General features: G+C 52.8%; 15 protein-coding genes. 6 read left to right on the top strand and 9 right to left on the bottom strand.

Annotated features, from left to right (window positions below):
• Positions 1–61: 61 nt before the first annotated feature.
• The 3 genes from E3E23_RS05910 to E3E23_RS05920 are packed head-to-tail and all read left to right on the top strand — an operon-like array spanning position 62 to position 2,991.
• On the top strand, positions 62–1,138 hold the full coding sequence (locus tag E3E23_RS05910) for a hypothetical protein (protein ID WP_167907130.1): 1,077 nt from the start codon (positions 62–64) through the stop codon (positions 1,136–1,138).
• 13 nt (positions 1,139–1,151) lie between these two features.
• Complete coding sequence (locus tag E3E23_RS05915; protein WP_167907500.1) at positions 1,152–2,087, top strand: dipeptidase; 936 nt, start codon at positions 1,152–1,154, stop codon at positions 2,085–2,087.
• Between the two features lie 46 nt (positions 2,088–2,133).
• On the top strand, positions 2,134–2,991 hold the full coding sequence (locus E3E23_RS05920) for a methyltransferase domain-containing protein (RefSeq protein ID WP_167907132.1): 858 nt from the start codon (positions 2,134–2,136) through the stop codon (positions 2,989–2,991).
• 6 nt (positions 2,992–2,997) lie between these two features.
• Here the strand turns inward: E3E23_RS05920 and E3E23_RS05925 are convergent, their stop codons facing one another.
• Positions 2,998–4,884: a S9 family peptidase gene (locus tag E3E23_RS05925; protein ID WP_167907134.1), complete on the bottom strand. Its 1,887-nt coding sequence runs from the start codon at positions 4,882–4,884 to the stop codon at positions 2,998–3,000.
• Positions 4,885–4,952: 68 nt separating this feature from the next.
• On the opposite strand from E3E23_RS05925, the gene E3E23_RS05930 reads away from it, so the two are divergent.
• Positions 4,953–5,279, top strand: coding sequence for a hypothetical protein (locus E3E23_RS05930; protein ID WP_167907136.1), 327 nt, complete (start codon positions 4,953–4,955; stop codon positions 5,277–5,279).
• Here E3E23_RS05930 and E3E23_RS05935 read toward each other — a convergent pair.
• Positions 5,247–5,894, bottom strand: a complete 648-nt coding sequence (locus tag E3E23_RS05935) for a phosphotransferase (protein WP_167907138.1) — start codon at positions 5,892–5,894, stop codon at positions 5,247–5,249. The two genes, E3E23_RS05930 and E3E23_RS05935, sit on opposite strands and share 33 nt — an antisense overlap.
• Positions 5,895–5,946: 52 nt before the next feature.
• Here E3E23_RS05935 and E3E23_RS05940 point away from each other — a divergent pair, with 52 nt between their 5' ends.
• Complete coding sequence (locus tag E3E23_RS05940) at positions 5,947–6,174, top strand: Lrp/AsnC family transcriptional regulator (protein ID WP_012572508.1); 228 nt, start codon at positions 5,947–5,949, stop codon at positions 6,172–6,174.
• 52 nt (positions 6,175–6,226) lie between these two features.
• On the opposite strand, the gene E3E23_RS05945 is transcribed toward E3E23_RS05940, so the two are convergent.
• From E3E23_RS05945 to E3E23_RS05955, 3 genes are all read right to left on the bottom strand, one after another.
• Entirely contained in the window at positions 6,227–6,901 is a 675-nt protein-coding gene (locus E3E23_RS05945; RefSeq protein ID WP_167907140.1) for a TIGR00153 family protein, read from the bottom strand.
• A 4-nt stretch (positions 6,902–6,905) separates the two neighbouring features.
• The gene (locus E3E23_RS05950) at positions 6,906–8,126 is read right to left on the bottom strand and encodes an inorganic phosphate transporter (protein ID WP_167907142.1); all 1,221 of its coding nucleotides are present in this window, start codon (positions 8,124–8,126) and stop codon (positions 6,906–6,908) included.
• Between the two features lie 97 nt (positions 8,127–8,223).
• Positions 8,224–9,864, bottom strand: coding sequence for a metallophosphoesterase (locus E3E23_RS05955; protein WP_167907144.1), 1,641 nt, complete (start codon positions 9,862–9,864; stop codon positions 8,224–8,226).
• 90 nt (positions 9,865–9,954) lie between these two features.
• Here E3E23_RS05955 and E3E23_RS05960 point away from each other — a divergent pair, with 90 nt between their 5' ends.
• Positions 9,955–10,311, top strand: a complete 357-nt coding sequence (locus E3E23_RS05960; protein WP_167907146.1) for a cupin domain-containing protein — start codon at positions 9,955–9,957, stop codon at positions 10,309–10,311.
• Here E3E23_RS05960 and E3E23_RS05965 read toward each other — a convergent pair.
• The 4 genes from E3E23_RS05965 to E3E23_RS05980 all read right to left on the bottom strand — a co-directional run bounded on the left by E3E23_RS05965 (position 10,308) and on the right by E3E23_RS05980 (position 13,105).
• The gene (locus E3E23_RS05965; RefSeq protein ID WP_167907148.1) at positions 10,308–10,868 is read right to left on the bottom strand and encodes a signal peptidase I; all 561 of its coding nucleotides are present in this window, start codon (positions 10,866–10,868) and stop codon (positions 10,308–10,310) included. The genes E3E23_RS05960 and E3E23_RS05965 overlap by 4 nt on opposite strands.
• Before the next feature lie 20 nt (positions 10,869–10,888).
• Positions 10,889–11,314 (bottom strand): hypothetical protein, encoded by a 426-nt coding sequence (locus E3E23_RS05970; protein ID WP_167907150.1) that lies wholly within the window; start codon positions 11,312–11,314, stop codon positions 10,889–10,891.
• Positions 11,315–11,500: 186 nt separating this feature from the next.
• Positions 11,501–12,778 carry a tRNA (N(6)-L-threonylcarbamoyladenosine(37)-C(2))-methylthiotransferase gene (locus tag E3E23_RS05975; protein ID WP_167907152.1) on the bottom strand — a complete coding sequence of 426 codons (1,278 nt, stop codon included), beginning with the start codon at positions 12,776–12,778 and terminating at the stop codon, positions 11,501–11,503.
• Between the two features lie 114 nt (positions 12,779–12,892).
• Positions 12,893–13,105 (bottom strand): TRAM domain-containing protein, encoded by a 213-nt coding sequence (locus tag E3E23_RS05980; protein ID WP_167907502.1) that lies wholly within the window; start codon positions 13,103–13,105, stop codon positions 12,893–12,895.
• Positions 13,106–13,311: the final 206 nt, after the last annotated feature.

The raw sequence follows: 13,311 nt of genomic DNA on the forward strand, positions 1-13,311 counted from the left end.
CTCTCAGGGGGAGATGAATAACAAAAGTTTATAAGGATTTGGAATAGACTAAAAGGTTAGTATGACGACACTGGAAGAAATAAACCTACTCGTCGAAAGGGGCCACTACGAAGAGGCCCTGGGAAAGATCCAGGAGCTCGCTGACCCAATAGAGAGGGTCACGGCTCTCGCAGATATAGCGGTTGCCATCTATCAACACGGCGATCCGGCCGAATGGATTCCTGGCATCTTAGAAGACGCCATGTACATCGCCAAGAAGCTCAAAGATCCCTCCGACAAGGTCATTGCCTACTCCATCATTGCCTCCGCACTCGCGATGATAGACTACGAGGATGACGCGATGGACTTCTTTAATCGGGCGATAGACGAAACAGATAGCATAAAAAGCCCCATAGAAAAGGGCATAGTTCTCTCGATCCTCGCCTACCGTCTTGCCCTTGCTGGCTACTCTGACAACGCCTTTGAGATGTTCAACGTTGCCTTCGATACGATAATCGGGGCCGAGATAGGCTACACACACAAAGTCGATGGGATAATAAGGATTGGGGAGCTACTTGAGAAGGCCGGGGACACTCTGCCATCAAACAAGGCTTTGGACTTCTACAGAATGGCGTTTGACATATTCGAGAAGCTCCATGTCAGCCAGAAGGCGGCGATAGTTGAGAAGAAGATAGAGCTCGCCAAAACGGTCTACGACGTCGGGCTGCCCGAGATAAGGACGGCCCTGCTTGAGGGAAGAAACCACTACGCATTAGCCCTTCTTGAAAAGAAGTACAGTGGCGTTTTGAGGCTCATAGGGGATCTTGAGATAGCCCTCTGGCTGAAGAGAGTGAACGACCCCGAGTACCTCGAGATCATCGATAAGGCCTTTGAACACTGTGAGAATCCAAGGTTCACCGACGCCAACGTCCAGCACATAGCGAGACTCCTCACGGAGCTTGGGAGTCTTAAGAGGGCACTAAGATTCGCGAAAGAAATCAAGGATCCCCGCAAAAGGAGTGAGGCGCTGATGGCAATAGCCCTCGAATTGGCCAAGAGAGAGGAGTTTGAAGATGCGAGGAAAATCATCGAAATTATCCCAGATCCGAGGGTAAGAGAGGAAGCCCTTACGGAGCTTGCTGCCATGGAAGGATCCTAATGGGGGGATGGATATGATCTTCGACGCCCACTCCGACCTGCCTATTTTTATCTATGATGAACGAAAGAACAGAAGGGTCCGGGTTCTTGAGGAAACCTTTGACCGCTTCTTCGCCCATGGAATTAAAAGCAGGGTGATGGCCATCTGGACTAGACCCGATAGGAGAAGCTCCGCCCTGAGATACGGGCTGGAAGTTCTCAACGCCCTTATGAAGGATCTGGGTGAGAGCGAGCGCTTCGAGCTGGTAACGAACGTTAAGGAAATGAGAAGGACTATAGAGGAAGGAAGGGTCGCCCTCTGGCTGGGTCTGGAAGGCGGCGAGCCCCTCGAGGACAGCATAGACCTCCTTGAAGTTTTCCACCACCTTGGCATGAGGGTTCTGACTTTAACGTGGAGCCTCAGGAACGCTATAGGCGACGGCGTCTTCGAGAGAACCGGTGGCGGTCTGACGAACTTCGGCGTTGAGGTTGTGGGAAAAGCGGAGGAACTGGGGATTCTGATAGACCTTAGCCACATAAACGAGGCCGGCTTCTGGGATACGCTCGATGTTACCGCCTTCCCGGTTATAGCCTCCCACTCCAACGCGAGAGCCCTCTGCGACCACCCCAGGAACCTCACCGACGAGCAGATAAAGGCTATAGCGGAGCGCGATGGCGTCATCGGCGCGGTGGCCATTCCCGGCTTCGTGGACAAAGAAAGACCGACTATAGAAAAATACGTCGAACAAATAGCTTACATGGTCGATTTGGCCGGGTACAAACACGTCGGCCTGGGCTTCGACTTCGTATACTACTTGCAGGGCTGGAGCGGGAAGAGCGTCGAGGGCTTTGAGGATGAATCAAAGATTCCAGCACTGCTCGAAAGGCTGGGAGAGAACTTCTCGGAGAAGGAGATAAAGGCCATAACCTTCGAGAACTTCGAGCGCGTTTTTGAACGAGTTGTTGGATGACGGAACCTTTTTATCCACATTTCTTCCAGCAACTCGCGGTGAGCGGATGGAGGAGGTCTACTTCTTAACTGCCCAGGACGCGAGAAGGCTGCTCTTCGCCAAGGGTGGGGCGAGGCTCAATCTGGATTTAAGGAAAACGGGACGTTCATGGCTCATCACCGTTGAGGGGGACGAGTTCGTTTTCCCAGACGGGACGCGCGTTGACAGAAAGACCATAGAGCGCATAGCCAGAGACAGCGAGAGCCTCTACTTCATCAAGGCGGGAGGGGTCTACAAGGCAGCCATAGCTAGCGAGGAGGGCTTCTTCAAGCTCGTACCGACGATTCCACCGACGATAGAGATAAACGGCATTAGAATGCACCGCACCAAGGACGTCAACCCGCTCCAAGACACGCTCAGCAAGGTGAACACCGTCAAGCCAAGGGAAGGGGAAGCCGTCCTCGACACCTGCATGGGGCTCGGCTACACAGCGATAGAGACGGCAAAGCGCGGGGCGTACGTGATAACAATAGAAAAGGACAGAAACGTCATTGAGCTGGCCCGGATAAATCCCTGGAGCCAGGAGCTGTTCAGGAGCCAGAACATACAGGTCATACACGGCGACGCATTTGAGGTGGTTAAGCGCTTCAACGACGAGAGCTTTGACGTAATAATCCACGATCCCCCGCGCTTCAGCTTGGCAGGCCAGCTCTACAGCCAAGAGTTCTATGGAGAGCTATTCAGAATCCTAAAGCCGGGCGGAAGGCTCTTCCACTACGTCGGCAACCCTGGGAAGAGGTACAGGCGGAAGGACCTCCAGAAGGGCGTCATGGAGCGGTTGAGGAAGGCAGGCTTCGTTGGGGTCAGGAGGGTTGAAGAGGCTCTTGGAGTCGTGGCGAGAAAGCCGGAGAAAAGGACAAAATGAATGGGCTCACTCGGAGCCCTTCAAAATCTCCTCCACGTCAAAGCCTTCCTCGTACTTCTTCAGCTTCCTCTCGAAGAACTCAACGAAGAGCTTGTACCTCTTCGCCCTGTGCCTCGGACTTCCGCGGATGCTGTGCCCGTGCGCTCCCCGCCTGAATATCGCTATGTAGGCCTCCTTGCCGAGGTCCCTGAGGGCGTGGTAGAACATGACGCTCTGGTCGAGTGGGCAGCGGTAGTCCTCAAGGCTGTGGATGAGCAGTATCGGGGCCTTGACGTTCTCGACGTAGAAGAGGGGGCTCAGCTTCCTGTAGTTCTCGTTGTTCAATGGGTCGTCGCCGATAACTTCCTTGTCAAACCACAGGCCTATGTCAGAGAAGGCGTAGCTCGTCAGCCAGTAGCTTATTCCGTTCTCACTTATCCCGGCCTTGAAGAGGTCACTCTGCGTTAGCGCCCAGTTGGTCATGAATCCGCCGTAGCTTATGCCCGTGATTCCAACGCGCTCCCTGTTGGCGGTTGGCTCGAGCTCGAAGAACTTCTCCACTCCGTTTAGTATGTCCTGGAAGTCTTCTAAGCCTGTTCTCTCGAGGACACGAAGGGCAAAGTCCTCGTCGTAGCCGTTGCTTCCCCTCGGATTGACGAAGACAACGTAGTAGCCCTTGGAAGCCATCATCTGCATCTCGTACTTGAAGTAGTGGCCGTACATTCCCTTGGGCCCACCGTGGACGAAGACTATGACCGGAGCCTTTTCACCTTCCTTCAGCTCGGGCTTAATGTACCAGCCGTCCAGCTCGAGGTCGAGGGACTTAAAGCGGAAGTGCCTCGGCTCGAAGGTCTTTAGCCTGGCAAATATGGGCCCGTTGTAGTCGGTAATCTGCTTAAGGTCGCCGTCCCAGAGGTAGAGCTCCCTGAGGCGGGTTGCCGTCTCTTTGAGGAGGACGACTCTACCATCGGCACTGACATCGAAGCCCATCACCCAGTGCTCACCCTCGGCTATGGGGGTAAGCTCCTCCCCGTCGAGCATGTAGAGGTTCACGCTGCCCTCCTTGGCCATCGTGAAGTACACGCTACCGTTCTCGTCGAGCCTGGCCATGCCGTTGTTGTAGACGAAGCGCTCCGTGAGGGGCTTAAGCTCGTCCTCGTAGAGATAAAGGAAGTCGTGCTCGCTCAGCTTTTTCTTCTCGGGCTTTCCGCGGAGGAGTATCGCCTTCCCGTTGGAATCAACGGCCTCAAAGGAAACGCGTTCAAAGAGCTTCTCCTCGTTCCCGTCCTCCCACAGAAGGATGTCGTAGAACTTGAAGAACGCTAACTTGCTCCCCTCCCTGTGGGGGACGTTGATGACTATCCCATCGCCGTGCCAGACCGCACTCGAGAATCGCGGCTTCTCAAACTGCTCAAGGATTTCCTCGCTCTCCGTGTCGAGGACCCAGAAGGTCGTCTTTTCCCCGTCGAAGAAGCCCATGTTGTCGAACCATACCGGAACATCGTCTTCGAAGATGAAGTCCTCATCGTCACGCCTCTTAAAGCCCGTCACGAGGAGCCTTCTCGAATCGTCGTTCCATTCGACGTTCCTCACGTTCTTGACCTCGAGTACCTTCTTCGCGCTCATGCTCCTCAAATCAACCAGCCAGAGCTCGGCAAGCTTCTTCTCCTCGTTGGGCCGTATAAAGGTCAGCTTTGTGCCGTCCGGGGAAAAGCGTGGCATTGAGGCGTTCTCTATGAATCTCCTAACGCCCGTCCCAAGTTCCTCGATCACGACGGTGTTATCATAGCGGTTGTCATTCATGTTCGCCTTGGTCAGAACGTAGGCGACGAGCCTTCCGTCCCTCGAAATCCTCGGGTCAGAGAGGTAGGCGAACTTAGAAAAGGTCTTCTCATTCCATTCGATGTCGCTCATAACGGTATCACCGATATAGCAGAGAGCCTTAAAAGTATATAAGGATAACCCAATGGACAGGTGGGGATATGAGGGTTGAAAGTGGAGTTGGAATCATACTCGTGATTGGAATCTTGATTTCGCTGATCCTCAAGACGTACGTGGGTGTGGCCATTGCGTCCGTTGGAATACCGCTCTACCTGGCGTACATCGCGAGGGAGCAGAACATCTTAGCCAAGTCGAGGCTGTTCGACAGGGATTTCTTCCTGATGATAGCCATAGCGGTCGTCGTTATACTCGTCTTCAACTACATCTGGGACCCGAGGGTTGGCCTCATAGCGATGGCGGTTCTCGTTCCAATATTAGCCCTCTACATCGACAGGCTAAAGGCGAGAAAGAAGCCTAAAAACGCCTGAAAGCTCGCCCGTTTTCTTATATCTCCCCAATTCATACCTCAGCTCGTCAAGAAAAACCCCGTCGATCCCAAACTTCCTCCTTACCCTTCTCGATATGTAATTGTCGCTCAGAAACAGCATGGCCATCGCCGAGGTGAGGTTCTTCGGCTTTCTAAGGCCGGCCTTCTCGAAGTCTATGAGCCAGACGCGCTCGCCCACTATTATGTGCTTTCCGCCCTGTATCTGCCCGTGGTCTATGCCGAGCCTATCAAGGAGGGCAGTCTTGTGGACTATCTCAAAGAGGTGGCGCTTTTCAATGTCGGCGTGAAATATCATCTCACCGGGCGCGAATTCCCTGATGAGATACTCCAGCCCCTCAAACGTCCCGTACTCTATCAGAGGCGGGGTCACGTCGTAGGGCTCGAGTATTTTGAGGATTTCTGCCTCTCTGGCGAGGTTCCGCCTTGGCGAATCCGGACGTTCGAGCTTAACTATAACGCTTTTTTCATCTAACTCTGCGGTGAAGATTAGGCTCGTCGTTCCCTTGGCAAAGGGGCGGATTTCGGTGTATCCGCACCCTTTCAGGAAAGAGTAAAAGCGCTTTAGCCGGGCTTCACTTATCAGGTGGTCGAACATAGGCCTCGATAAGCTTAAATACTCCGCCGATAAAATACTTTTGGTGGTTCACATGGTGACGGCTTTTATTTTGATGGTTACGGCCGCTGGAAAGGAAAGGGAAGTTATGGAGAAGCTTCTCGCCATGCCCGAGGTCAAGGAGGCATACGTCGTTTACGGCGAGTATGACCTCGTGGTCAAGGTTGAGACAGACACGCTAAAAGACCTCGACCAGTTCATTACCGAGAAGATAAGGAAGATGTCCGAGATACAGATGACCTCGACAATGATAGCCATCTGATTCTCTCGATTTTCCTACTTTCGTTTCTGAGCCGCGGATAAGAAAAAGGGGCTCACTTGTTCATCATGAGCCTTATCCTTTCCGCAGCATCTTTCGCCTTGTCCGAGATGTTGCTCAGCGTTCTCGCTATGTTGAGGATGTAGAAGCCCTCACCCCAGTTCAGCTCGTTCTCCTTCTCGAAGACGAGCTGCATGAGCTTCGTGTCGAGTCCGTCTATCTTGCTCTCCACGCTTTCTATGGCCTTGATTATCTCGTACTCCCTCTCGATTTCCTTATCGATGAAGCCGCTCTCTATGACCCTGTCCATCTGGACTATGGCTTCGTGGACTAGTTTAGCAGCCTTTATGCTCTCAGTCCCCATCTGGAGGATTAACTCCTTCACGTCGGATGGAATATCCTTCGGTCTCTTGACGAGGAGCCACTTGGCGGTGTCTTCGGCAGCATCGGCCACCTTGTCCTGCATGTGGAGGTAGATGAGAACGTCCTCCCTCGCAACGGCCATGAGGAATTTCGAGCTGAGGGAGTCCCTTATCTCCTCCTTTATCCGGTCGGCCACATCCTCGAGGCGGTCCACTTCAATCGCTACCTTCTCCATCTCCTCGTAGTTCCCCTCGTACCAGAGGCGGAGGGCCCTCTCGAGGGTCTCGACGGTTTGGAGAACCACGTCGGAGTGCTTTATCAAAGGCTTGAAGGGGCTCTTCGCGAAGAGCTTGGTCCAGACCTGCATGATATCACCCCACGAACATCAGGATTTTGAATATCACAGCGCTCACCACGGCCGCTACCGGAACCGTGACGAACCAGGAGATTATTATATCCTTGACGATGTCCTTGTTTATTGCTTTTACTCCGCGGGCGAGGCCTATGCCTATGACCGCACCGACGACGGTGTGAGTGGTGGAGATCGGCATGCCGAGCCAGGAGGCTATGAGAACGACGGTTGCAGCTGAGAAGTCGATGGTGAAGCCCCTCGTGTTGGTGAGCTCGGTTATCTTCTTACCGACGGTCTCCATAACTTTGTAGCCGTAGGTGGCAACGCCAACCGCTATGCCTACTCCACCGAGAGCCAGAATCCACTTCGGAACGGGCACCTGCATTCCGGCCAGGCCCATGGTGGCGACTGCATAAACAGCGGCTACCGGACCTATTGCGTTGGCGACGTCGTTGGCGCCGTGGGCCAAAGCTACGTAGCCGGAGGTAACCACCTGAACCTTCTTGAAGATGCTCTCAACACCTATGTAGGGGTCACTCGAGAGGAAGCGGACCTTTATGAGGAAGTAGCTGAGGATGAAAACGGCTATGCCCAGTGGAATACCGTAAAAGAGAACCCCCGTCTTGAGGTCCTTACCGTGGAGAACCTTGATGTAAAACATCGTCCCTATGACCACGAAAGCCAAGCCTATCCAGACGGGTGACCATATCCGTGCACTCCTCGCGGGGTCTTTGCTCTGGAAGACGCTCTTTGTTAAGGCCTTAAAGATGAGGTAAGCCATTAGGGCACCGATTATCGGCGAGAGAATCCAGCTCAAGACCACCTGCCCCATCTTATCCCAGTTGACGACGCTCAGGCCCGCGTAAACTATTCCGTAGCCCGCTATTCCGCCTATGATTGAGTGGGTCGTCGAAACGGGGAGGCCGAACTTGGTCGCCACCATAAGCCATATCGTCGCCGCAAGGAGAGCAGCTATGGAGCCGTAGACGAGAACCTGGGGGTCAGTTATTTTGTCGGAATAGAGTATTCCCTTCCTTATGGTCTCGGTGACGCTCTTTCCGAAGAAGTATGCGCCAGTGAACTCAAGGACGCCCGCTATCAAAACGGCCTGCTTGGGGGTTATCGCCTTCGCACCTACGGCAGTGCTCATGGAATTAGCAGCATCATTGGCACCTATCGCCCATGCCATGGCAAAACCGAGGATTACGGTTATCAGCAACCATGGATCCACACTCACCACCCGGGGGTAGCTCTATGGGTAGATATAAATATCTTGTCGAAATAGAATATAGCCCGCTACCAATGCCTATATAGAGCTAAATAGAATAAAGAGAAAGTCAGGACTCAACCTTGACGGGCTCAACCTCAATGCTCCCATCGGCAGCCATGAAGAGCCTCGTATAGTGGTCGAAGCCGCCCTCGTCTGGAGCGGCGTAAAGGGGAGCTCCCGCAGCGCCAGTCACTATGAAGTGGACGCCGTCGATGGTTCCGTTCCAGAACATGTGTATGTGGCTGAAGATTCCGAAGGCGTTGTACTCCCTCATGAGCTCAAGGAGCCTCTTTCCGTCGCTCGGATCCATACCGTGGTCTTCACCGGGTCTTGGATCAACGGGCGGGGCGTGCATGATCATAACGGGCCTCTTGCCCATTTCCTTGGCCCTCTCCAGCTCATCCTGGAGCCAGGCCCACTGCTCGTCGCTCAGGCGGTAGTCGTTCTCGATGTTGTTCATGAAGATGTAGTAGTAATCGCCGAGGGCAAAGGAGTAATCTGTCGGGCCGAAGAGCTGGTGATAAACGTTTATTCCCTCTCCCCGGTACTCGTGGTTGCCCGGAGCAACGAATACCGGCTTGTTCCACTTCCACTCCTTGAGCAAAGCCGCCCACTGGTCGACGGTTCCCGAATAGACGAGATCGCCGCCATCTATGACGAAAACGGCATCTTCGTTGTTTATCCCATCCCTTATCTTAAGGAACACCTCCGGAACTTCGGTGCCTCCATCCGACCTGTGGTCGCCGAAGGCTATTATCTTGTAATCGCCGAGATCCTTGGGAACCAGGCTGAAGGAATCGGAACTGGTTGTGAGCTTCACCCAGGTCTCGCCAGTCTCCGCACCCTGGGGGAGCTGGATAACCGCCGGGTTGATGTTCTCCACTACATAGGTTAGCTCGACGCCCTTCGAGTCCTTGACCTCAACGCTCACGTTGAAGCCAAGGGCATGGATATAAACGGTGGAGCCGTTCACTAGGCTTATGAAGCCTCCCTTAACGGTAACGTTTTCACCATCAACAACGCGCCAGTAGTAGATGAATGGCTCCATCGTCTTGAAGGAGCTTAGATACCAGTGCTCACCCTCATCTGGAATCCCGTTCCAGTCGTTGTCACCTATGACCTTAACCACAACTCCCTCAAAGTCACCCATCCTGAGGACATCGTCCGTCCTAACACTTCCGCCGTTCTTGAGCTCCATGGCGTACTCCAGTGCGGCACCAACACCGGCCTTGCTCGTTCCAGTAAAGACGTAATAGGCTTTCCCGTCCTGGTTGAAGACAGCGAAGATGCCCTTATCCTTGCCGACGAACTTGATACCGAGCTTGTAGATGATGTAGCCGAAGTAGTCGTTGACGGTTATCAGAATCGGCTTGCCCCTGAGAACTTCCCTTCCGTCGGCGGGGGAGAGTATCGCGACTCCACCGTCATAATCCTTGGCCGGAAGGATTTGAGCGTTCGGGAAGTAGTGCCTGGCCAAATCCTCGTAGCCCTCGCTGACGTAGACCTTCGAGACTTCACCCGCTATCTTGTACCACTCAGCCAGAACCTGGCCCTTCTCGTAGCTTCCAAAGTCTATGGCACCTGTGGGGGTAGAACTGGTCGAAGTCGGAGACGTTGACGTTTCAGTGGTTCCATCAGAGCTTATGCACCCCGAGAGAAGCACCATAAAGACGAGTACAATGGCCAAAACTGCCGTGCCTTTTCGCATAGGTTTCACCAGGAAATGATGGTAAATAAGGCTTAAAGCACTTTTCATCACCTTTAAATATGCCAACGTCGAAATTCCTTCGGTGATACCATGTTCGTCGGCCACTACACCGAAGTTCCCGAGAAGGACACCGGTTTTGAGGGAGTAACAATTCGGTGGCTCGTTTCTCCAAAGCTTGGAGCTAAGAACTTCGCGATGCGCTACTTCGTCCTCAAGAAGGGCGCCGAGATACCCCTCCACAGCCACGACTGGGAGCACGAGATATTCATCCTGAGGGGCGAAGGGATAATAACCAATGGAAAAGAGGAGCACCACGTCAAGGCTGGAAGCTTCCTCTACGTCCCGCCCAACGAGCCCCACGGCTACAAGGCCCTGAGCGAGACCTTTGAGTTCCTCTGCCTAATCCCAGCGAAGAGAGAGGCCATTCCAGACGACGAATGGGCCTAGCGCCGCTTGTAGTGATGGACTTTTATTTTCTTTTTCCTGATTGCCAGGAGGTCGGCTTTTTTAGACTTTGGACGGATTAAGGGTTCTTCGATGAGCGCCCAGGCGAAATCATAGGCGAGAGACGCAATGACGACCAGGAGAAGGGCGAGCACCAGGAAGGGCGTGTAGTACCAGATAACCCCAACCTTCGGGATGACTATCAGGGGCTTGCCTATGACCTGATCGGGGTAAACGTACCAAGAGTCAAAGCGCTTGCGATTGTCGCCCTTGGTCAGATAGTACATCCTCCCATAAGAGTCTTCATTAATGGTCACAACCCTGTGGAGTATGCGATACGTCGAATTGCCCACCTGAACCTCGTAGAGGATTACATCCCCCACATGGATATCCTTGCTTGGATAGGTTATCACCAGAGAATTCGGCTTAATAGTAGGCTCCATCGAATCCGTGAGAACGACAACGTACTGAAAGCCAAAGATAAACTTGAGAACAACGATGATAAGGACAAAGAGGAGAAGGAATACGGAAATCCAATCGCTGAGGCGTTTCTTCCTCATAGCTTCACCAGATCAATGGTTCACGGGCCCTCGTAGACGACGTAGATACTGTCGAACTCGTCGAGGCCAAGTTTGCCATCATTGTTCGGGTCATTAACTAAGGTAAGCGGCACGTTTGTAAAGGAAGTTGTACTACCATCGAGGTTTATGGTGGCCATGGCAATGAGGGTGGTGTCACTGTATATCTTAACGTAGAGGGTGCCGCCAGCAGTGTTGGCGATAGTGGTCGCAGCTATATCAACGTTGATGCTATCAACATAATCAAGGTTCGTGTCAAGGTTCCAGCTAACGGTAGCGCCGGTAACCTCACTGGAAACGATTTCGTTTCCCTGGCCAAGGTCCTGAACAGTGACAGTTATTGTCGGAACAGCAAGTGCGGTGCCAACCAGCGCGAGGACAAGGGCCAACGCGAGTGGAATTAACCTCTTCTTATTGGTCCTCCTCATTGGATTCCACCCCGTGACTAGAGCCTTATGACTAAAGCGTTGTACTTACTGGTTGAATCGGGAATATAAATAGTTTTCTAAAACAAACCATGTTGGTTCACTGTAAAACATTGGAAGTTCTACAAATGAACTACGAATTCATTATTTATCCCACAATTAATGTTGTAGATTTCACAAAAGGAGCGCTCAGTGGAAAACAATGCCCTTTAGGTATGTGGAGCCCGCCCACTCCACGCGGGCACTCACCAGTTCACCCGGAGTTCCCTCGTCGAGGATTATGTCCTTGTAGTTGAAGGTTCTCCCCTCAACTCCCCCCTTCTTTCCGGCTCCGTGAACCAGAACCTCGACCGTCTTCCCCAGGTAGTCCTGGTTTATCTCGTAGGCTATCTGGAGCCTGAGCCTGTGGAGCAGCCTGGAACGTTCCTTGACCTTCCAGCCAGGGAGCTGCTTCCATTTGGCGGCTATAGTTCCGGGTCTCGGCGAATAGCGGGAGACGTTTATCTTGTCGGGCCTAACCCTCTTGACCAGCTCGACCGTGTTCTGGAATGCATCCTCTGTCTCCCCAGGAAAGCCGACTATTATGTCCGTGTTAAGGTTCAGCCCGGGAATCTTCCTTCTGAATTCGTTAACTATCTCCTCGAACTCTTCCACCGTGTAAGTGCGCCCCATCTTCCTCAGTATCTCATCGTCGCCGCTCTGGACAGGCAGGTGGAGGAACTTGTAGACCTTCTCGTCCTGATAGGCCTCAATCAGCTCGTCGAGGAACTTTATCGCATGGTTCGGGTTCATCATGCCGACCCTTATCCTGAACTCGCCTTCTATAGAAGTAATCTCGTCGAGGAGTTCAGCTAAGTTCGTTCCGATGTCGAAGCCGTAGCAGCCCGTATCTTCGCTCGAGAGCTGTATCTCCCTATAGCCCCTCGCCAAAGCTTCCTTAACCCACTTGACTATTAGCTCAGGCTTGTAGCTCTTAAGAACGCCACGAGCAAAGCGCGTTGCACAGTAGGTGCACGCGTTGAGGCAGCCCTCGCTTATCGGGACAACGAAGGCGACGCCGTTCTTCCACAGTCTTGGAAGCTCAAGCTTGTCGATGCTCCTCTCACGCCAACCCTCGACGCTGATTAACTTCCCGCCGCGCTCGGCAATCTCTATCGCCTCGGCTACTCTGTCTATGCTCTTGACGCCGAGCATTCCGGAGACGCGTTCGTCTATTATGTCAGGATTAACATGAGGCAGGCAACCGGTTACAATAACCCTCTTTCCGGAGTTTATCAGCTCCCTGATGCGCTCCCTCATGTGCTTCTCAGTGGGGTCTTTGACGGCGCAGGTGTTCACGACGACGTAGTCGGCACTTTCCGGAGTCTCCACTAACTCGTAGCCTGCCCTAAGGAGGATTGCCTCCATTATCTCCGCGTCCGCTTTGTTCCTGGTGCAGCCGTAGGTCTCGATGTGAACCTTGATCATCGCACTCGCCTGGACTTGGGGGTTTAAAAAGCATGCTGGTCAGGTCTGGGGATTATGAAGGATCAAAAAGCACGACCAATAAGCGGGTTCAATAATAATAAGAGGGAAAGGAAATCAAATAACTTCTCCAAAAGCGAACTTCCTCTTGACTGAGTTAATGACAATCTCAACCTCGTCGCCGACCTGAGTGTTCGGGACGAAGATAACGAAGCCCTTTATCTTGGCGATACCATCGCCACCCTTTCCAAGGCTCTCGATCCTAACTCTATACCTTTCTCCAACCTTAACAGGGGCTTCGTAGCCACCGCCAAATGCATCTCCATACATATCTAACACCAACTCTTTCAACTTTCGGGGCTCTTCGGAAGGGCTCCAGAAGAGCACCGAGCCTAGTTAGTTTGAGGCTTTATAAACCTTTGGGAAGTTTCAGCGAGTTACCTTTCTCAAATAAGTAAACAAAAATATTTGAGACGTCAAAAAGGGCTGAAAAAAGTGAGATTTTGACCGAAAATTCCGTTTTAAACCTCAGGTTC

Origin of the sequence: Thermococcus sp. CX2 (genome assembly GCF_012027555.1) — an archaeon.
Classification (GTDB): Archaea; Methanobacteriota_B; Thermococci; order Thermococcales; family Thermococcaceae; genus Thermococcus.